The organism is Loigolactobacillus bifermentans DSM 20003 (genome assembly GCF_001434575.1).
Classification (GTDB): Bacteria; Bacillota; Bacilli; order Lactobacillales; family Lactobacillaceae; genus Loigolactobacillus; species Loigolactobacillus bifermentans.
In genome coordinates this window covers 67,903-89,447 of sequence record NZ_AZDA01000117.1, presented here as the reverse complement: position 1 = coordinate 89,447, position 21,545 = coordinate 67,903, and the positions used below count along the sequence as shown (strand labels likewise).

The following is a 21,545-nucleotide window of genomic DNA, read 5'->3' as shown; positions in this document are numbered from 1 at the left end:
ATTTTATCAGCGTGAATTTCAGACGATCAAGCGACTTGCATTCCAAGTATAGCAAGCTTTCCATTAAAAAGATAGTTTTATTTCAAAAGTTATCCACAAGTTGCTTTTTAAAAATGTGAATAACTATGCACACCAAAAAAGGCGCTAAAACGCCTTTTTATAGTTATCCACAGCTGTGTACAAACCTGTTTACAACCTTGACATTTTCAAACGATTTGTTTTTAGTCCAACAAAAAAACGTGGCTATTCAATCGAACAACCACGCTTTTTGCTATTATTAGCTATTAATCTTTAATTGATTGGTGTTTTCACTTAAGGTAATCGTACCTGACTTCAACTTACCATTATGGTAGTACTTCACACTCACTTTATCGCCGACACTGTGTTTATAGAGCTCTGTACGCAAGTCTGCACTGCTTGTGACTTTCGTACCAGCTAATTCCGTAATGACGTCATACTTGGCTAAGCCGGCATTTTTAGAAGGGGAACCGCTGGTGACTGACATGACAACCACACCGCTGGTTACACTGCTTGGTAACTTCAAAACAGAACTTTGTTGACTAGCAGACACATTAGACAGATCGACCATTGAAATCCCTAAAGCTGGCCGAACGACCTTTCCTTTGGAAACCAATTGATCGATAATTGAAACAACTTCGTTACTAGGAATCGCAAAGCCCATCCCTTCAACGGAAGCGTTGGAGCTGCTGCTAGAAGACGAGCTGGATAACTTCATCGAATTGATCCCGATCACTTGGCCTTCAATGTTCAGTAGCGGCCCACCGGAGTTCCCAGAGTTAATGGCGGCATCCGTTTGAATAACAGTTGCCTCATTGGTTTCTTGTCCGGTATCTTCATCGGTGATCGCAACCGTCCGTTTCTTGGCGGAAATAATCCCTTGCGTCACAGAAGTGGCGTACTCTGACCCCATTGGCGAGCCAATCGCAATGGCAGGTTCGCCAACTTTAATGGCATCGGAGTTCCCGAAACTGGCCACTTGTGTGACATTTTTCGATGAAATACTAAGAACAGCCAGGTCAGTGACACTATCCGTCCCAACTTTTTTAGCAGTTAACTTCTTACCATTACTTAAAATGACTTCCAGTTTTTGCGAGCCGGACACCACATGATTGTTGGTAACAATATACGCAGTCCCGCCGGCTTTTTTATAGATCACACCAGAACCTTCACTATAAGTTTCTAAGCTACTGGAACTACTGCTACTATCACTGCTCGAGGATGAACTCCCGCCAAAATACTGGCTAAGGCCGCTATCATCTGAGCTACTGGCTTTTTGCAAGTTAACAACTGAGACCACAGCGCCTTTAGTTTTGTTAAACACATTGGAAACTTGTGAATTAGTCGAAACCTTCACGTTGCTGACTTTGGTACTCCCAGCAGACGTGGTGTTGACCACCGAACCATTCGGATTACTACTAAAAAAGTTGGTACTTCCGTAAACAACGCCCCCACCAATCACCGCTGCGATGACGGCTACCAGCGCTGTTTTAACTGTTCCTGGATTCTTCATATCTCTTCCTCCACTCCAAAAATAGTCTGTATAATTGCAGCTTTTAATAACTATAACTTAACTTAAATATTTGAATAAATTTTGAACTTAACACGATCATTTTTGTTAAATTAAGGTCTTTTGAGGAATTTTAAATGGCCATCAGTGGCAGCGCATCATCTGGTTCCGTATCAAACAATTGAAAGTCGTGATTTACACCGTAATCGTGTTCTTTTAACATGGAAGACACGGTTAAGTGGCACAATTCTTTCATATTATTATGCAAGCTGCGGTGCCCTAGAAAAATGTTCTTGGTTTGATTGCCGATCACACTCATTAAACCATCAGCGCCGGCCTCATTGCTTAAATGCCCTTTATCGCCTAAGATACGCTGTTTTAACGCCCAGGGATACAATCCCATGCGCAACATTTCGACATCATGGTTACATTCAAATAAGTAACCATTGGCGTTGTTGATCTTCGCGCTTAGTCGCTCGGAGACATAGCCAGTATCGGTTAAAATCACAAAGGTACGGCCGTTATGCTGGAATTCATAAAACTGTGGTGCGGCTGCATCATGTGAGACGCCAAAGCTTTGAATATCCAGATCTGCAAAACTTTTCAGCGTGTCCATTTCAAAAATATGCTTTTGTTCCGGGGCTACTTTGCCAATTTTAGGCGCCATGGCCTCCCAAGTTAACTGATTCGCATAGACATTTAATTGATGGTACCGCCGCGCTAAAATACCCACACTTTTAATGTGGTCATTATGTTCATGTGTCACCAACAAATCATCCACATCATGCATATCGCGGCCAATTGACCGCATGAGCCCTTCAATTTTTTTACCACTTAAACCAGCATCCACTAATACTTTCCGCTGTGGCGTTTCAATGTACGTCACATTGCCGGTACTGCCGCTACTGAGAATGCTGACCTTTAACTGATCTGCCATTTATTGTACTCCCTTAAGATTCAAGCGCGCTGAAGGCTGCGCTTGACCATCAAAAACTAGATTTGAATTCGCCGTCCATTTTAACATGGTCATCCTATGAATGCCACTGTCCTACTTGCTACTAGTGGCCAAACTATTGTTGTCACTGTTCTTCATCACCGCACCCGTAAAGGCATTGACGTGTTTGATTTGAATGTTGCCAGAACTTTTATTTTCCATGGCGACAAACCAAGCTGGAATAAAGACAGTATGCTCATTGGCGTCTAGCAGCCGTGAATAACCTAACCGTGCCCATTTGATCGTGGCACCATTGGTGATCGCATTGTCATTGTACAAGTCCTGAACGGCTTGTTTCGCACTGATCGTGTCCTCTTTTTCCCGTAAGGTGGTGAATTTACTAATATAAGTCTGTTGATAATTGGTGATGCGTTGATTGCTCACAGAAAAAACCAGTTCGCCATTCTCATCAAACACATCACCTTCAGCTATTTTCTGGGTGAACACGAGTCGATTCGCTGTGGAAAACACCTTTGAATACCGATATTCTTTCCCATATAAAATCTGGTGCGGGTTTTTGATCACAATTTTCAAATTACGCAACAAAGCCGCCCGATTTTTCCCAGTCACCGGTTGATAAAAATGGCCTTGTAGTTGGTCCCCAGAAAAGCTGTAGCGCTGGTTATACAACTGGCTACTATGCTGTTCCAACGTGCGTGATGTCACGGGACTCGCTAAATAATAACCTTCATACGTCTTTGTGGATAACTTCGGTACAATAATCTGATTGTCCTTCATTTGTTGCTTCGTCGACGTTTTTTCAGTCACTTGGGTCCCGACAGTGGTTTCCACATGTTGATTTTGGCGGTAAGACGTGAAAAGAAAGATATTTAAACAACTAAATACGATTAAGAAAATAATCTCGATCCGTTTAAAATCCACGCTAGTTCACCCCCGTTGCTGCCAGCCATTGATCGAGGCTTTGCCATTTTTTGCTCATTAATACGTAATAAGTTGGGACTAAATCGATCACTGAACTAGCACCTTGATTCACCTGCCAGCGATAGCCCACTTGGATCCGCTTGATATTTTTCTCTGAATAACCAGCATTCAGCAATTCGGTTAACACCGTTTGTGTGCTGGGCAACGTGCTCGCTGACTGATCCGACGGCAATGGCACTTGCAGATTATACACTGAAAAATCCAATTTATTCCCTGTGGCTAATAACTGGACTTCCACTGTGCCAAAGTCCGTTTGGTTAAACACAGGATACCCTTCCACATAACTGCGGTAAACCACCGTTCGATTTGACGGACTGAAGTAAAAATAGCGCATATTCACAGGGACTGTGCCTAACCGGGAAAGTTCTTTAAAACTGTTGGTCAACATTGGCGTCAGTCGTTTCTCGGTATTGGTCTGTGAATAATCCTCAAAGTTTACCGTCCCTTGTTTGTGATTAATTCGCAACGTGCGATAATTGCCATCATTATAAATGGTACTGTGGCCACTTTCCTTTGATGTGACATCCGTACTATTCCGTTTCATTAGCGTGGTCATGAGATCCGTGGCATTTTGTTTATTGATCAAGTAGCTATACTGGGTGACTTTAACCTGATTTTGATAAAAGACTTGCGGTTCACCATTTAACGGCTGTTCAGTAATGGCCAAACGCGTTGGAGCTTGATTCAATGCCTTTAACACCTTAGTCAGTTGCCGTTTTTTCACAGTGACCCGATACCCTTTGCGCGTTTTGTCGTTTAGCAAATAAACTTTCCCGGTTTGTCGTTGGTGATGATCTAATAAAATCAACACCCGGTTAAAGCCTTTTTGCCGGTCAGTGCGCTTTATACTTTGACGAAAGGCATTACCAAAGATCTGCGCTGAAACAGTGCTCGGATATTTTAACGCCACGGTATTCGCCTGGTTGATCACCGTAAAATAATTTTTGCTGGTGACCGCTGCCGTTTTCAACCGACCAAACTGCCACGTCTTGATCACTTGCCGTAACTGATCCACAAGATTCTCTTTGCGATTTGATAACAGCTGTTTTTGTCCCGTTTTGTCGGTATACACAACCTCTGTGGGTAAGTAAACTTCGCTTAACTTTTGAACCGTCGTTGTATCCGTTTGTTTTGCGGTTAAATCTGTTGTGTCTCGCTGAAAGCGCGCATTATTCGTCCAAATCAGCCAGGAGAATATCAGCGAGATCGCAATCATCGTCAATAACGCAATGCGCAACACGATATTTCTAGACTTCATCCCAGTCGTCCCCCTCATCTTCATCATAAGGTTGATAAGGTAGTGAAATTGAGAAAGTTGAGCCTTGCCCTTCCTTACTTTCCACCCAAATCCGGCCGTTTAATGCTGTAATGACTTCTTTAGAGATAGCCAACCCTAAGCCAGTACCACCTTGTGCCCGTGAGCGCGCCTTATCCACACGATAAAAGCGATCAAACACGTGGGGCAGGTCCTTTTTAGGAATACCTAACCCTTGATCAGAAATACTTAAAATCACTTGATTATTGGTTTCTGTTAATGCCACCGTAATCACACCGCCATCCGGTGAATATTTGATCGCGTTATTCATAATATTATCGATCACCTGCATAAAGCGATCCGTATCGATTTCCACCCATAAATCGCGACTGGTAAATTCACGTTTGATCGAATACTTTTTCTGTGCGGCTGGAATGGTTTCTGTCCGATTTGTATCGCTCATCGTGGTTTCTTGATCGGATTGGATCATCATGTCAAAGCGGTTGAGATCATAATTCATCAGCTCATTAATGTTAACCATTTCTAATTCCATTTTTGCCGTGCCAGAATCCATGCGCGACAAACTTAACAGGTCGTTGATCATGCGAATCATGCGTTCTGTTTCTTCTTGGGTCACATGCAAAAAGTCAGGCGCCACTTCTGGATCTTGCCACGCGCCATCCGTTAATGCTTCTAAATAGCTGCGCATCGATGTTAACGGTGTGCGTAACTCGTGGGAAACGTTGGAGACAAACTGCCGGCGTTCCCGTTCATTTTTCTGCTGTTCCGTCACATCATGCAACACGCAAACAATCCCAGAAATAAAGCCCGTTTCCCGCTGAATCAGTGAAAATTCCACGTGAACGATCAAATCATGCCCGTGTTGCGAAAAGTCCAACATAATTTCTTCCTGATTTTCCAATAAATCACGAATCGTATAGTCTGCTTCAATTTTCAACAGTTCCAAAATCGATTGGCCAATCACTGCATCGGCGTCCACATCTAAAAACTCAGCGGCCGCTTCATTGATGATGATCACATTGCCGCGCCGATCTGTGGAAATCACCCCATCCGTCATGTGCGACAGTACTGAGTCTAAGCGCCGCCGCTCAGCTTCTGAGGTTTCCTGTGCTTCTTCCACACGAACCGATAAGTTATTCACAGCCATGGCTAATTGACCTAATTCATCTTGTCCGTAAACGTGAACTTGCCCCGAATAATCGCCACGAGACATGCGGATCGCCTGCTTTTTCATTTCTTCGATTGGTCGGGTAATGGCCCGACTGATCACAATGGCGATCATTGATGAAAACAGTGCCGCCACCAGGGATGCTGTTAAGAAGATCAACGTAATATTGTTAATGCCTTTGTAGACACTTTCCATATTGGCCCGGACGTAGATGGCCCCAACCACACTACTATTGTCGCTACTACTTGCATTTACCAGCGGCACGATATTCACATAATAACTGGTGTGATTTTTATCATCGTAGGATAACGTTTCATAAGAACGGTTATTGTATAACACGTTTTTCGTTTGGTTATCCCCAATTTTTTGCCCGATCTCACCTTGATCATTAACATCACTGGTGCCGCGGACAATCCCTTTACTATCCACAACGCGAATTTCAGCGGAATTGTTCAAATCGGATAAAATATTGGCAATTTCTTTGTTTGCACCACTGGCATCACTTTTTTGCAACTCAGTGGCCAGCTGGTTATTCACATACGCTGGCGTTTGTACCTGTTGTTTGAAACTTTCAATATTTTGCTGCTCCAACTGCTTCACAAAATACGCCCCAATGATTTCCAACGTAATCATGAGTAGCAAAATAAAAACGATTGCGATTTTAAAATTAATCGACTGAAAAAAACGAATTTTTTTATTCATGTCAAACCCTCACCTAAAAAACACATCTAAAAAGGGCGCGATCCCCAATACAAATGTACCGTCTCGCGTCCTTACTCTGCTTCTGGATTTCGTAAATAATAGCCCACACCACGCCGGGTCACTAACCAGGCGGGATGACTTGGGTTATCTTCAATTTTTTCACGCAACCGGCGCACTGTAACGTCCACCGTGCGCACATCACCAAAATAGTCATAACCCCAAACCGTTTGTAATAAATGCTCCCGGGTCATCACTTGGCCAATATGTTGCGCTAAATAATGGAGTAATTCGAATTCACGATGGGTCAATTCGATTTTTTCACCGCGTTTAGAAACAATGTAGGCGTCAGGATGAATGGTGAGATCACCAACTTGAATTTCATTGTGCTCATCATTTTCTTGTTGTTGCGCATTGCTCATCGTCCCTTGCCGCCGCAAGTTGGCTTTCACCCGTGCCACTAATTCACGATTTGAAAACGGCTTAGTGACATAATCATCTGCACCCATTTCCAAACCCAGTACTTTATCAATTTCTGAATCTTTCGCTGTTAACATAATAATCGGTGTGTCGTGATCTTTCCGAACTTCCCGGGCAACCTCTAAACCATCGATTTTAGGCAACATAAGATCTAGTAAAATTAAGTCGGGATTTTCTGCCGTAACCTTTTCCAAAGCTTCAGCGCCATCGTAAGCTGTTACAACATCGTAGCCCTCTTTGGTAAGGTTAAATTTCACAATATCCGAAATCGGCTTCTCGTCATCAACGACTAGAATTTTCTTTGCCATAATAATAGGTGTCCTCCTTGTCCGACCAGCGTGCTGATCGTTCATTTCTAAATTTAACACTTTGTAACGGTTCTGTACCACAACCCCGTTGTTACCACTGCACCTCAATTGTAATTATACCCATTCTCGTGGTTATTAGCAAAACAACTCTCATCGTAGCGCGCTTTTGAACCCTTTTTTAAACTTTTTTGCATATTTTTATCAAAAAATGTTTGCACCACTGGCTATTATTTGCTATACTATTTTTTGTTGATGACATGGAACGTTAGCTCAGCTGGCAGAGCAACGGACTCTTAATCCGTGGGTCCAGGGTTCGATCCCCTGACGTTCCATCGCGTACCATCACCCGTAGGCAGACAGCGCTAAAGCGTTGTTGCTACGGGTTTTTTTATTTTCTCGATATCATAGAAAAGCATCAAATGATTACTAAATTTATACCATGAGGGTACTTATGATAAGGGCCGGGCTTGCTGAGGCAAGCCCATTTGCTTTGATGGATTACTTTATTCAAGGTAGCCACCTATTATAGTAGGAATTGCCATAAATGTATAACAATCTGACGCGGCGCATTCCTTTATTACAAAATCACCTCTATTTGAATAATAGGTACACTAACTGGGTGAGTAGCAACACATACGAGTAACAAAAATATTTAACAAGGCAACGACCGAAGCCGTTGTCAGTTGAAGCACTAACTACTCTCAATTGATAATCATGAAGCACCGTTTTAGTAATTTGGCTAGCTTTTTCACCATCTGCTCGTTTGGTAGAATGACGATCAAGAGAAATAGGTAATGACAAACACCTGGTTAGTGTTTGTCATTACCTGCAATCGGGGGGCGTGCAAACGGCCTCTTTTTGATATGCTTTTTGTCACCAATCGAATGCTTAAACCAGCATAATAATTGTACTAATCAAAAAGCACCCCGGTCAGGATGCTAATTTGAACTAATAGAATGACTCGTGTTAAAGCTATCATAATGAATCGACGTTGTTGTCATGTGGTAACGTCTATTGTTGATCCATACTGCCTTAGACTTTTCGACTGATATGCCATTATTCTAATATTTAACTGTGCATGACGCGTCGTTGCACTTTAATTCGTACTCTTCACCTTTCTAATGAACTCAAATAACCTAAATATTTTGTGAGCTTAACTTTTTAGAGTGTTTTATTTTTCCGAATCATTTCGTGTAGATCTGATCGAAAATGCCACCATCTGAAAAATACTTCTTTTGAACTTTGGCCCATCCCCCGAATTGTTTGTCATTGATGGTAACCATTTTGACGCTAGGAAACTCTGACTTGTATGCTTTAGCCACCTTTTTATTAGCCGGCCGGTAATAGTTCTCAGCAGCGATTTTCTGGGCCTTAGTGGTATAAAGTTGACGAATATAAGCATTCGCCAACTTTGTCGTACCCCGCTTTTTAGCCACTGCATTTACCACCGCAACAGATGGTTGGGCTTTAATACTGATACTAGGGGTGATGATCTCGTACTTACCAGGATGTTCTTTCACAGCCAGCTTAGCTTCATTTTCCCAGTTGATCAACACGTCACCTTGTTGGTTTTGCACAAAAGTGGTGGTAGCATCACGACTACCAGAATCTAAAACCTTAACATTTTGGTAAAGCTGCTTTTCAAATTGCTTGGAATCAAGTTTGTGCTTATTTGCATAAGCCCAAGCCGCCAAGAAATTCCAACGCGCGGCGCCAGATGTCTTTGGGTTTGGTGAGATCACCTTAACGCCTGATTTGACCAAATCATTCCAGTCATGAATTTTTTTTGGATTATCTTTACGCACCAGAAAGACGATGGTTGAGGTATAGGGCGCAGAATTATCCGGAAAAGCACTTTCCCAATTTTTATTGATCAGACCAGCTTTTTGAATCGCATCCACATCTTGGGCCAATGCCAAAGTGACGACATCGGCCTGATTCCCGTCGATCACGGAATTTGCTTGCTTACCGCTACCACCGTTAGATACATTGAGACTAACGGATTGACCCGTTTTCTTTTGCCAATACTTTTTGAAATACTTGTTGTAGGCACCGTAAAATTCACGCGTGGGATCGTAAGAAACGTTGGTTAAACTGACGTTAGTTTTGGTACGTGACGTCTGATGTGCTTGATGTGCCTGATGTGTCTGAAATGCCCAGTAAACGCCAAATAATACGATGACTAGTACAACACCTAAAACTAATTTGACTTTTGATTTGTCATGAGACATAAAACATTCCCCCAATTTGATTAACAATGGAACTAGCAGGTTCAACTAACTGTTTTAAAAATTTTTATAAAAAACGCCCTTTCCAAAATTGGAAAGGGCGCGAATGCACGGTACCACCTTTTTTATGGCAATGTCACCACTACCACCTCAAACACAATGTGTCAGTTCATTAACGGGAACAACGCGGCAAATTTTTACGCTTGGGCTCAAATTCACGCACTCAAAGACCATCTTCTTGTGCCACCGGCAGCCCATTTTCAGCAAACATAGGCTCTCTATATGACGATAAACACAATACTCATCTTTTCTCAGTAAATTTCTAATTAAAATTTAGCTTTATGCTAAGCAATTTATAAATGGGTTGCAAGTCATTTTCAATAGTTATTCTTTATCACTAAAACCTGATTTTAATTTTGACCTTAGTATCAAGGCCTTAATTCAGTGGGCCTCCTTAAACATAGTCTATTTCTATGATGCCTTCTGTTTTTAAAAAAGTTTGTGCGCCTTTAGCATTTTAAGACCGAGCTCAGTTCTTAACCAGTTATTCCCGTTAGTCCCTCTTATCGCGGCAAATCATAACAAATAAGCGTGCCATTGAGTTTATTTGCCATGATAAATGGCCTAAACCTAATATTAGGTAGCAACTGGTACACGCCATTTATCCTGATAAGATTGATCAATAGCGGTGAGTATTTTTATCATTTCAAGTCTATTAAATTTTATTGGCTATTTTAGTACCTGCCACACAGAAAAAAGGTCGTTAACAAAAACCACCCAATTAGGCAGCTGTTAGCTCACAAAATCGGTCAACCATCAGGTACCGCTTGCTGACAAATTGACATGTCAAGTTCTGATCTGCTGAAATTCCAACAGTTATGCTTGCTTTTTCCCGGTGGTTAGGCTATGATTTCAATTATTAAAATTAGATGAGAGGAGTTTTACCGTATGCGCCGACCTAGAATTGCAATGCCTGCCGATACTTTAATCGAAGCAACGGATATTATCAATGAACGTAATGCTGATTACGCCCCACGAATGGCGGTGAATGCTGTGCTTAAATCAGGTGGCATCCCGATTATTTTGCCCAACAGCGACCCGGCCAACGTGCCCGCTTATTTAGAAAGTTTCGATGGGATCCTCTTTCTCGGTGGCTACGACGTTGACCCGACTTTTTATCAGGAAGAACCTGAACTCCAGTTAGGAAAAACGTATATTCCTCGCGACCGTTTTGAAGTTGAATTAGTACGTCAGGCGTATCAAGCTGGCAAAGCCATTTTTGGTATTTGCCGGGGATTACAAGTCATTAACGTTGCCTTAGGTGGGACGTTGTATCAAGATTTATCTGAAAATCCTGATGCAAAATTGAAACACACACAAACTGCCCCTGGCAATTTACCAACCCATCACATTAATGTGGCCACTGACAGTCGGTTATTCCAAATTATGGGCGAACGGCCTTATGTCAATTCACGGCATCATGAAGCCGTGAAACAGATTGCACCGCATTTAAAGGTGACGGCGCGTGCCGACGATCAGGTGGTGGAAGCCATTGAATCACAAGATAACGATCAAGTCTTAGCCGTCCAGTGGCATCCGGAAAATATGTACCGTCATAATCAGGATATGCAGGATTTATTCCGTGATCTGGTGCACCGTAGTATGAAAGTTTCAGAAAATAAGCAAACCTTAAAATTAGCCAATTAAAAAAAGTTGCGACCGCGGTCACAACTTTTTTTAATTGCGTGGTTCCCAATTGCCTTTAAAGAGGTTTTGGCGCAATTCCCCTTCATCCAAGGTCGGTTTATCAGCAAAGCCTTTAAACGGCCGAATATTGCGTAATGCGTGCTTCTGGTAACGCTCCGCAACGCGGAGCGCAAAATCCGTTAAGGAGCCCTCCCGCACTTGCTCTGCTAAAAAAGCAGCTGGCGTTTTCCCAGGGTGATCTAGCCGATCTTGCATGGTATCCATCACTTCTTGATATTCAGGTCCCCACTGGATCTGATCGCCAAATAACTGTAACTTGTCCAAAAAGGCCTGGGCTTCATCGTGATAGGCTGTTTGCTCAAACGGACTTTCTAACGCAATTTGGTCACAACGACGGTCAGCTTCTGCTAACTTATCAGCAACCTGTGCCGTTGGAATGCCTGGCGTTAACATGAAATAGCTCATCATCAGGCGAATAAAGCGCACCGCTTCCGTTCGCACCCCAACAGATGTGGTGGGGTCAAGGTCCAAGAAGCGCAACTCCAAATAGTCGACGCCTGTTTCAGGCATTTTTTCAAAATCCCCAGTTCCCTTTAACCGCACACTGCCGTGAAATTCCATTGGCGCCAGCAATTTGCCTGCTTTAACACCTGCTAAAATGGTTTGAACGTACTGATCAACGCTTGTATAATTACCAGTAAAATGTGAATCAAAACCATAATGGCTGTTCCGCAGGCTGCGCACCGGGCGATGCGGTTGATCAGGATCATCAGGTTCAAAATAGTTGGCCTCCGCAATGGGACTAGCACCAAATAGGTAAATCAAGATCCAACGATACCGCACAAATTGTTGCGCGACTTTTAAATAAATCGCATTTTCAACGGCTGTCCGACTGGCAAAATGATCCTTGACCTTAGGATAAACCAAGTCAAAAACGTGCTGATCGATGCTAATATTTAAATGGGCACCTGTGGGTAACCCGTGAACATAGCCGTGTTGTGCCACCCATTTCTGGAAATAGGCCAATTTTGCTGGTTCAACATCTGCAATCGGAATTTGTGTTTTATCCTTTGGGAGTGCTGGCGGCATCGATAATGGCCACAGCATTTCATCTGGTTGTAACGCTTGGCGCAACGTATTGTTCAATGCCATTAAGTAGTTCATTGCGGCAACTGAATGGGCCACAGGTGGGGTGATCACTTCTGATTGGGTTTGGACAAAATCATTTTTAATAAATTGGTTTTTATTTTGATCACCAAGTTGAACGGGATAAGGTTGGTGACTTAAACGACCATGCTCATCGATTCGGTGCATTTCAACTTCAATGCCCATCGTAAAGTCACTGGAACGGGCAATAATTTCTTGATCAAAAATAACCTGGCCAACAGTATCAAACATTGGGGCCTCCTGTATTTCAGCGGCGCTTAAAGCACGCTTACGTCATTTTTATTTAATAGTCTTCTCATAATGCCAATTTATCTTTCATCTGTCAAGCGGTTAAATCGCAATTGAAGCCGCGAAAGGAGCCCTTTATGACCACCTTAAATCTTAATAAAACCGCCTTGATTGCCATTGATCTACAAGCTGGCATTACCCAAAATCCACAATTAGTCCCTTATTCAGGCGCTGAAGTCGTCGCACAGACGCAAAGAATTGCGGCCGCATTAAAAAATACACCAGCCCTTATTGTTTTAGTGCATGTGGCCAACACACCTGTCACTGCTTTACACCCGCTCACAGACCGCCCCAAACGTCACACCACACCGGTGCCAAATTACAGTGACTTGGTCCTGCCAACGGCACACGATGCCACTGTTATGAACCAGATCGAGGTGCTAAAATATAATCCAGGGGCTTTTTATGGCACTGATCTCGAGGTTCAACTCCGCCGGCGTCAGATCGACACGCTGATCCTCACGGGCTTGATCACCAGTAATGGTGTTTATATGACCAGTAAAGAAGCCTATCAAGCCGGTTATGAACAGTTGATCGTATCGGATGCCATGGCCGATCGCGATTTGGAACTACACCATGTTTTTGTAACGAAAATGCTACCGCAATTAGGTCGCGTACGTACCACAGCAGAGATTTTAAATATGATTCAAACGGGGGAAAAGTAATATGAAAAAATGGGGATTTGGATTAGCCGGTTTTGTATTAGGCTTAGCGATTATCTTAGTCGTGGGGATCACCTTAGAAAATCGCCAAACCCAACAAGTCACCACGAATTCAGCGGCTGAAAGTAAAGCCGCTAGCACCGCCGATCAAACGACCAAAACTGGCACCAGCAGCACCTCTGAAAGCACCGCATCAGCAACTTCATCAAGCACTCAAAAAAGTAGCGCGCTTTGGAATCATACCAAAGCTCAAAAGTTAAGCACCTTTATGAGTGCCTGGGGTAACGTGATGGACCAACAATATGAAGAATCGACGGTTAGTTCCCCGGTCAACTTCTACGGCATGAAGTTCCCACAAGATCTAAGTGAGATCCGTTTTAAAGTAGATGACGCCGATGCCACCATTGAATCGTCGACTTCTGGTACCGGCAACAAGGATTATGAATTAGTCGCCGTTTACTCTGACGCCGCTACTGCCAAGTCCATGGGCGCTCACTTGTATTTCTTTACCTTGCACAATGGGTCACCGGTGACGTTGATCACGCAACAAACCAATGGTGACGTTCAATCCGACGGTTTATACTTTAAACCTACCGCTAACAAGTCACTTTCAAATGGGTTTGCCACGATCATTGATGGCGGCACGCCATCAATGTAACCACACAAAAAGGGCGACAAAGCAATGCTTTGTCGCCCTTTTAAGCGCGCTTGAACTTGCGCTAGATTTCGTTCCAAACATTCGTTAAAACATTGGTTTGTTCCCGATCAGGTCCGACGGAGAAGGTCGCGATCTTAACCCCAACTAATTCTTCAACCCGTTTAACATAGTGTTGGGCTGCTTCTGGTAATTCTGCTAAGGTTTTGACGCCTGTAATGTCCTCGTCCCAACCTGGCATTTCTTCATAAACTGGTTTGCACCGTGCAATATCCTTTAAGCTGGCTGGGTAATGATAAATGGTTTTGCCATCTAATTCGTACGCGGTACAAATCTTCAACGTCTTTAAACCTGTTAACACATCTAAGCAGTTAAAGCATAAGTCGGTTAAACCACTGACCCGCTTGGCATGCCGCATGACAACGGAGTCAAACCAACCGATCCGCCGTGGCCGCTTCGTAACGGTCCCGTATTCATGACCTGCTTCACGTAAAAAGTCGCCGGTTGCGTCCATTAATTCCGTTGGGAATGGGCCGTCACCAACACGTGATGTATAAGCTTTACAAACACCAACCGCACGGTTGATCCGCGTTGGACCAACACCGCTCCCAATGGTAACGCCCCCTGCAACTGGGTTAGAAGACGTGACAAATGGGTAAGTTCCTTGGTCAATATCTAGCATCACGCCTTGAGCGCCTTCAAATAAGACCTTTTTACCATCATCAAGCGCATCGTTTAAAACAACCGACGTATCGGTTACATATTGTTTTAAGCGTTGCCCATAAGCGTAATACGTTTCAAAAATATCATCAAATTTCAATGCATCGCCATGATAAACATCAACAAATTCTTTGTTTTTCAAGTCTAAGTTTTCGCGTAACTTTTCAGCAAAAACTTCCTTGTCTAATAAGTCAACCATGCGAATACCGATGCGAGCTGCCTTATCCATATAAGCTGGGCCGATTCCACGATTGGTGGTCCCGATCTTTTGATCGCCTTTGCTGGCTTCTTGCAAACGATCCATTGCAATATGGTAGGGTAAGATTACATGGGCGCGGTCGGAAATCCGTAAATTATCCGCCGTTACCCCGTTCTCAGCCAAGTAGTCCAATTCTGCTACCAAAGATTCAGGGTTGACAACGACACCGTTACCAATGACTGAGATCTTATCGTGATAGAGAATACCGGATGGAATTAAGCGGAGTTTTAAAATCTTGCCTTGGGCATGGATCGTATGACCGGCGTTGTCGCCGCCTTGCGTCCGTGCAATTACGTCGGCTGCTTCGCCTAAGAAGTCGGTAATTTTACCTTTTCCTTCATCGCCCCATTGGGATCCTACTACAACAACTGATGCCATATTTGAACACCTCATTATTTAAATTATGTGCTTCACACACCATGCCTATTGTAGCAATTAAAACCGGCTTGTTCAAGAAAATCCGAATAAAAAAAAGCTAAAACGTATTTTTTAGCTTTATAAACGAACATTATTATAAAATTTGTATATTATTGCTCTAAAAGCGAACAATAACCGCAATTACCCGGCTTGATCTTCCGGCATATACGCGATCGATGAGAACTTATTATACTGTTTCACGAATAATAATTTCACGGTTCCCCGTGCGCCACTCCGGTTTTTTTCAATAATGACTTCGACTTCACCGACTTCTTGGTCCTGACTGCGCGTGCCACCAGCGGCACTATCTTGGGCAAACTGACTGTCCTCGTCGCTATCTTCATCCGTTTCATCCCGGTAATAATCATCCCGATACAGGAAGGCTACAATATCCGCATCCTGTTCGATTGAGCCAGATTCACGAATATCAGACAAAACGGGCCGCTTATCTTGTCGTTGTTCAACACCACGTGACAGCTGTGACAAAGCAATCACCGGCACGCGTAATTCCTTGGCCAACTTTTTCAGTTGCCGTGAAATGCCAGAGACTTCCTGTTGCCGACTTTCCTTGTTGCTGCCTTCGATCAACTGCAAGTAATCTACGACAACCAGGCCAAGGTTGCCTTTTTCTTTGGCCAAACGCCGACACTTAGCCCGAATCTCAGACATTTTGTTCCCTGGCGTATCATCAATATAGATCGACGCTTTGGACAAACTCCCCATGGCCACGATCAGATTCTGCCATTCCTCATCGGATAATTGACCGGTTCGTAAATGGCCTGCATCAATACTGCCTTCCGCACACACCATCCGGTTAACCAACGACTCTGCGCTCATTTCCAAACTAAAAATGGCGACGGTTTTATCCGTTTTGGTGCCGACATTTTGCGCAATATTTAAGGCAAAGGCCGTTTTACCAACGGCTGGCCGGGCGGCAATAATGATCAATTCGTCTTCTTGTAACCCAGCAGTCATTTTATCTAAATCCCGGTACCCCGTTGGAATCCCGGTAATATCATCATGATTTTTGTATAAATGGTCGATTTGTTCCAGCGCTGAATTTAAGACATCCGAGATGGGCTTAAACCCTTCTGTATTGCGCTGCTCAGACACATTCATAATGCCTTGCTCGGCATCATCTAATAGCGCCGTTAAATCGCCATCTTGTTGATAACTATCGGTGACAATTTTAGTAGCCGCCTTGATCAAACGCCGTAAAACCGCTTTTTCTTGGACAATTTTGGCATAATAACTCACATTAGCCGCTGTTGGAACGGCAACCGCTAAGTCCGCTAAATAACTAATGCCACCAATGTTTTCCAACTGATCTTGCTTTTCAAGCTGATTTTTTAAGGTGATCGGATCAATACCTTCACCGGCATCATTGAGATCCGCCATCGCCTGAAAAATAATCTGATGCGCCCGACGATAAAAATCATCAGCAGTAATAAATTCCTGGGCTTCTACTAACGCATCAGGATTGACAAACACAGCCCCTAAAACGGCTTGTTCAGCCTCAATATTTTGTGGCGGTGTTTGGTCTACAAGTTCATTATTCATAAAAATACCCCTTTAAGACGTAAAAGCTTGAGAAGGCCGGAACAGTTGTCCCGGCCTTCGCTTGATTCCACTTATAATTCCGAAATATGAACACGAATTTTTGCTGTCACATCATCGAATAATTTCACCGGAACATTGCGATAGCCTAATGCCCGCAATGGCTCTGGTAATTCGATCTTACGCTTATCGACTTTAATGCCGTATTGCTTTTCCAAGCCTTGGGCAATTTGTTTGCTCGGAACAGAACCGAACAAGCGCCCATCCGTGCCGGCCTTAGATTTTAATTCAACCACTGTTTCGTCAGCTTCGATAATGGCCTTTTGCTTTTTGGCTTCAGCAAGTTCAGCAGCCCGCCGTTTTTCTTCCGCGTGTTGCTGGCCTTTTAACTGGTTCATCGCTTGATTTGTGGCAGCTTTAGCCTTACCATTTTTAATTAAAAAGTTTTGAGCGTAGCCTGCTGGTACGTCTTTCACATCACCGCGTTTACCGCGGCCTCGAACATCTTCTAGAAAAATAACTTTCATCTCTGCTCAACTCCCTATTCAATTCCCTTTAACTTTACCAAAAAAACAAGCAATAGAACAGCGTTTAATCTGTTGCTGGCTGAAGCTCTGCTTGAATCGCCGCCATTAATTGTGACTTAGCATCCGCAATGGTGGTATCCGTTAACTGTGTTGCAGCATTGGACAAATGCCCACCGCCACCGAGCTGTTCCATGATCACTTGTACGTTGATCTCACCTAAACTACGTGCTGAAATCCCAATTTCATGTTCACTGCGCTGTGTAATCACAAAGGACGCGTCGATGCCAGATAAAGATAACAAGGTGTCTGCGGCCTGCGCTGCAATCACGGAATCGTAGATTTGATTTTCCTCACCGGTGCACAACGCAATATTTTGTTGGAGCATTTCTACAGATTCAATCAAATGATTCTTTTGAATGTAACTGTCCACATTTTCTTTTAAGATCCGCTGGACTAAAATGGCATCGGCTCCCACTGAACGTAAGTAACTGGCGGCATCAAAGGTCCGGGTCCCAGTGCGCATGGAGAAGGATTGTGTATCCACCGTAATCCCCGCCAACATCGCAGTGGCTTCGATTTTCGTGATTGATTCCGTATCCTTAGGTTGATATTCAAACATTTCTGTAATCAATTCACAGGTTGAGGACGCATACGGCTCAATGTAAACCAACATGGGATTTTCAGGGAATTCTTCCCCCCGTCGGTGATGATCAATAATAATCGTGCGATTGGCTAATTTTTCATACAAATCCGCGCTGGTGGTAATCGATGGTTTCGAATGATCCACCATCACTAATAAACTGTCCTCAGTGGCCAATTCTGGTGCTTGTTGGGCATCCACAATATAAGGTTCCAATTCAGGATATTTTTTAATTTCTGCCAAAAGTCGTTCAATGTCGGTGTGTAAATGGTCTTGGTTAACCACCACATAGCACTTTTTACCATTCATGGCCGCAATCCGGCGAATACCCAAGCAAGCGCCTAAAGAGTCCATATCCGCTTGAAAATGGCCCATGACGAAAACTTGATCGACTTGACCCATCACTTCTTGTAAGGCTTGGCTGATCATCCGCGCCCGCACGCGCGTCCGTTTTTCCATCGGATTGGTTTTACCGCCATAAAAACGGGCGGAGTCTTGTTCTGATTTCACCACCACCTGATCGCCACCACGACCTAAAGCCAGGTCTAAATTGCTCTGTGACAGGTTGGCCAACTTGGCTAAGTCAGAATCGTTGTAGGCAATTCCCATGGATAAGGTCAACGGGTAATTTTGTTTAGAGGTGCGTTCACGAATCACATCTAAAATTTTAAAATTATCGTCTTCCAACCGTTTCAGCGTATGACGATAACTTAACAGGAAAAAATGATCATCATCTACACGTTTTAAAAACATGCCATAACGCTTCGCCCAATTACTTAATTCATTGGTCACATAGTTACTTAAATTAGAAATATTTTTATCCGTCATGGTCTGGGTAATTTCATCGTAGTTATCTAAAAAAATCTGCCCAATGGCTAATCGCTCAGCTTGATACCGTTCTTCAATATGGGCATAACGGGTAATATCCAACAGATAAACCACCCGAATGCTTTTTTGCACTACCATTTCAAACTGATTTTGGCCCCAGCGCACCGTTTGCGGTGTTTTGTGGTCCACATTGTTTTTGATCACAGCTGCCAGTTCAGCATCCACCTCAGCCAAAGGTTTTTGTAAGATCTCTTGATCGCCAAAATATTTCTGTAAGTAGGGATTGACCCATTCAATTTCTGCTTGTTCATTATAAAGTAAGATTCCAATGGGCATTTTGATCAATGCCTCTTGTTCACCGCGCTTAATGCGATACGTGAGATCCGAAATATAATCGTTGGTGTTGTGCCGCATTTGATTTAACGCATAAAAAACAATGCCCACCAATACCAAAAATAATAGCAATAAAAAAATGCCTAAAAGCCAATTAATAAAAAAGGCCAGAATAACCCCAACAGTCGCTAAAAAGCATACCCCTAATGCCAAGTAGCGTAAATTGTCATTTTGTAAAAAGGCTGGTATGCGATCTCGTGTCAAAAATTTTTTCATAGTCACACTCCGTTAATGAAACGTCCTTTCGCAAACACGCGCTTCCTCAGTAATAATCCTATTTTAGCACATCTTCTGCTAAGGCTTTGTTGCAATCTGACTACAAATTCAGCTGGGAAAACGTTTCACGTGGAACAATCGCATGCAAGTAAAAAACCACAATCGTCAAGATTGTGGTTTCGCCTTCCTAAGCTTGTGGCAAATCAAAGCCTTGTGCTTTTAAAATTTGGCCGATCTCATCCCGATGTTGCTGGTTCGCCCCTAAATGCCGGCGCACCAAACTGGTGAAACTTTCTGCCCGGGCATCCGCACCACGTTGGGCATAGTAACGGGTCACCGCCGCATCGTAGTCAGCCATTGTAGCCTGATCAAACGTCGGGTATGCGTTGTCGCCCACCACCAATGCTTGTGGCAACCGTGGCTTTTGTTGTGGCCGTTCAGCCGGGACGCCGACCATTAAGCCAACTAACGGAAACGTATATTTTGGCAAGTGTAACAAGTCAATCATTTGTTGCGGGTCGTTTAAAATACTGCCTAGTACCACACCGCCTAAATCAGTGCGTTCTGCATAAGCCAACATGTTTTGTAGCGCCAAGATAGCATCAAAAGCCCCGGCTAAAAAGGCATTCCAGTTGGTAAAGGTATGGACATCACTGTTAGGTTCAGTCAACCGAATAGCACGAGCGGTATCCACTACAAAAATAAACAGCTCTCCGTTAGGTTGAAACAGCACTTGGCTGCCTGAAATTTTGGCAATTTTTGCGCGTAAAGCTGTATCAGTCACGCGAATCAGTGAAAAAGACTGCAAAAACTCACTACTGGACGTGGCTTGGGCCACTGCTTCTAGCGTTTGATAATCGATAGCAGTTGCTTTAAAGCTACGAATACTACGGTGTTGCATGGCACTTAAATCCATGATACATTTGCCCCCTTTATGATGAGTATCAGTTTAGCATGTCGATAACCAGCGAACAACATGCTTGTCGCTAAAAAGGCCGCGCAAATGCGCGGCCTTAACGAAATTATTTTTCAGTTCCAGTATACCAGTCAAAACTAGACAGCCAGTAGCTGGTGCGTTTGTGTTGATCCAGCGCTTTGATCTGGGCCAAATCTGTGGCATCTAACGCAAAATCAAAAATCTGGGCATTTTCGCGAATGTAGGCGGGATGAACCGACTTCGGGATGGTGATCACGTCGGTTTGCAGATCCCAGCGCAACAAAATCTGAGCCACTGACCGCTGATGTTTCTGCGCAATAGCTTGCAAGACTGGTTCATCACGCAAATTGCCACCAGTCCCGCCTAAAGGTGACCAAGCCTCTTGTTGAATGCCTGCCGTTTTTAAATACGCTTTTAATTCAGGTTGCTGTAACCAAGGATGGTATTCTACTTGGTCTACCATCGGTTTAATGCTGCTTTGACGAATCAGCGACGTCATCGTTGCCTGACTAAAGTTACAAACCCCAATCGCCCGAACTTTACCCGCTTGATACAAGTTTTCAAACGCCCGCCAAGTTTCGGCCCATTTACCAGAAACCGGCCAATGAATCAAATAAAGGTCCAGATAGTCTAATTGTAGCCGTTTCAAGCTTGCTTCAAAATTATCTAAGGTGGATTGATAGCCTTGATCTGGGTTGGCTAATTTGGTGGTGACGAATAAGTCAGACCGCTTTTTGCCAGTTGCTTTTAACCCAGCTTGGATACCAGTCCCAACCGCGGCTTCATTGCCATAAGCTTTGGCCGTATCGATCATGGGATAATTGGCTTCAATAGCCGTTTTAACCGCTTGTGTGGCGGCTGCCGGTTCAGCCTGCCAAACGCCTAACCCAAAACGTGGCATTGCCACACCATTGGCTAACGTTACTGTATCTGTTAATTGCATGATTCA

17 protein-coding genes and 1 tRNA gene are annotated in these 21,545 nt (G+C 43.6%); 4 read left to right on the top strand and 14 right to left on the bottom strand.

Annotated features, from left to right (window positions below; genetic code table 11):
• Positions 1 to 277: 277 nt before the first annotated feature.
• The 6 genes from FC07_RS12705 to yycF form a co-directional block, all read right to left on the bottom strand.
• Positions 278 to 1,531, bottom strand: a complete 1,254-nt coding sequence (locus FC07_RS12705; RefSeq protein ID WP_057905463.1) for a S1C family serine protease — start codon at positions 1,529 to 1,531, stop codon at positions 278 to 280.
• 130 nt (positions 1,532 to 1,661) lie between these two features.
• Positions 1,662 to 2,465 (bottom strand): MBL fold metallo-hydrolase, encoded by an 804-nt coding sequence (locus FC07_RS12700; RefSeq protein WP_057905462.1) that lies wholly within the window; start codon positions 2,463 to 2,465, stop codon positions 1,662 to 1,664.
• A 111-nt stretch (positions 2,466 to 2,576) separates the two neighbouring features.
• The gene (locus tag FC07_RS12695; protein ID WP_057905461.1) at positions 2,577 to 3,404 is read right to left on the bottom strand and encodes a two-component system regulatory protein YycI; all 828 of its coding nucleotides are present in this window, start codon (positions 3,402 to 3,404) and stop codon (positions 2,577 to 2,579) included.
• Between the two features lies 1 nt (position 3,405).
• Positions 3,406 to 4,722: a YycH family regulatory protein gene (locus FC07_RS12690; protein WP_057905460.1), complete on the bottom strand. Its 1,317-nt coding sequence runs from the start codon at positions 4,720 to 4,722 to the stop codon at positions 3,406 to 3,408.
• The gene (gene walK / locus FC07_RS12685; RefSeq protein ID WP_057905459.1) at positions 4,712 to 6,610 is read right to left on the bottom strand and encodes a cell wall metabolism sensor histidine kinase WalK; all 1,899 of its coding nucleotides are present in this window, start codon (positions 6,608 to 6,610) and stop codon (positions 4,712 to 4,714) included. Before walK ends, FC07_RS12690 begins: the two co-directional genes overlap by 11 nt.
• Before the next feature lie 71 nt (positions 6,611 to 6,681).
• Complete coding sequence (yycF, locus tag FC07_RS12680; protein WP_057905458.1) at positions 6,682 to 7,395, bottom strand: response regulator YycF; 714 nt, start codon at positions 7,393 to 7,395, stop codon at positions 6,682 to 6,684.
• 259 nt (positions 7,396 to 7,654) lie between these two features.
• On the opposite strand from yycF, the gene FC07_RS12675 reads away from it, so the two are divergent.
• Positions 7,655 to 7,727, top strand: a tRNA-Lys gene (locus tag FC07_RS12675).
• Between the two features lie 852 nt (positions 7,728 to 8,579).
• Here FC07_RS12675 and FC07_RS12670 read toward each other — a convergent pair.
• Positions 8,580 to 9,626, bottom strand: coding sequence for a sulfate ABC transporter substrate-binding protein (locus tag FC07_RS12670; protein ID WP_057905457.1), 1,047 nt, complete (start codon positions 9,624 to 9,626; stop codon positions 8,580 to 8,582).
• Between the two features lie 945 nt (positions 9,627 to 10,571).
• On the opposite strand from FC07_RS12670, the gene FC07_RS12665 reads away from it, so the two are divergent.
• Positions 10,572 to 11,330: a gamma-glutamyl-gamma-aminobutyrate hydrolase family protein gene (locus tag FC07_RS12665; protein ID WP_057905456.1), complete on the top strand. Its 759-nt coding sequence runs from the start codon at positions 10,572 to 10,574 to the stop codon at positions 11,328 to 11,330.
• 30 nt (positions 11,331 to 11,360) lie between these two features.
• Here FC07_RS12665 and FC07_RS12660 read toward each other — a convergent pair whose 3' ends face one another.
• Positions 11,361 to 12,728: a glutamate--cysteine ligase gene (locus tag FC07_RS12660; RefSeq protein ID WP_057905455.1), complete on the bottom strand. Its 1,368-nt coding sequence runs from the start codon at positions 12,726 to 12,728 to the stop codon at positions 11,361 to 11,363.
• Positions 12,729 to 12,862: 134 nt separating this feature from the next.
• Between FC07_RS12660 and FC07_RS12655 the strand changes: the two genes are divergently transcribed.
• Together FC07_RS12655 and FC07_RS12650 are read left to right on the top strand one after the other, a co-directional pair.
• Entirely contained in the window at positions 12,863 to 13,450 is a 588-nt protein-coding gene (locus tag FC07_RS12655; RefSeq protein ID WP_057905454.1) for an isochorismatase family protein, read from the top strand.
• A 1-nt stretch (position 13,451) separates the two neighbouring features.
• On the top strand, positions 13,452 to 14,105 hold the full coding sequence (locus tag FC07_RS12650) for a DUF4767 domain-containing protein (protein WP_057905453.1): 654 nt from the start codon (positions 13,452 to 13,454) through the stop codon (positions 14,103 to 14,105).
• Between the two features lie 61 nt (positions 14,106 to 14,166).
• Here FC07_RS12650 and FC07_RS12645 read toward each other — a convergent pair whose 3' ends face one another.
• The 6 genes from FC07_RS12645 to FC07_RS12620 form a co-directional block, all read right to left on the bottom strand.
• On the bottom strand, positions 14,167 to 15,459 hold the full coding sequence (locus FC07_RS12645) for an adenylosuccinate synthase (RefSeq protein WP_057905452.1): 1,293 nt from the start codon (positions 15,457 to 15,459) through the stop codon (positions 14,167 to 14,169).
• A gap of 180 nt (positions 15,460 to 15,639) precedes the next feature.
• Positions 15,640 to 17,058: a replicative DNA helicase gene (gene dnaB, locus FC07_RS12640; RefSeq protein WP_057905451.1), complete on the bottom strand. Its 1,419-nt coding sequence runs from the start codon at positions 17,056 to 17,058 to the stop codon at positions 15,640 to 15,642.
• Between the two features lie 71 nt (positions 17,059 to 17,129).
• The gene (gene rplI, locus FC07_RS12635; protein WP_057905450.1) at positions 17,130 to 17,582 is read right to left on the bottom strand and encodes a 50S ribosomal protein L9; all 453 of its coding nucleotides are present in this window, start codon (positions 17,580 to 17,582) and stop codon (positions 17,130 to 17,132) included.
• A gap of 64 nt (positions 17,583 to 17,646) precedes the next feature.
• Positions 17,647 to 19,659, bottom strand: a complete 2,013-nt coding sequence (locus FC07_RS12630) for a DHH family phosphoesterase (RefSeq protein WP_057905449.1) — start codon at positions 19,657 to 19,659, stop codon at positions 17,647 to 17,649.
• A gap of 187 nt (positions 19,660 to 19,846) precedes the next feature.
• Positions 19,847 to 20,575, bottom strand: coding sequence for a nitroreductase family protein (locus FC07_RS12625; protein ID WP_057905448.1), 729 nt, complete (start codon positions 20,573 to 20,575; stop codon positions 19,847 to 19,849).
• Between the two features lie 106 nt (positions 20,576 to 20,681).
• Entirely contained in the window at positions 20,682 to 21,539 is an 858-nt protein-coding gene (locus tag FC07_RS12620; protein ID WP_057905447.1) for an aldo/keto reductase, read from the bottom strand.
• Between the last annotated feature and the right edge of the window lie 6 nt (positions 21,540 to 21,545).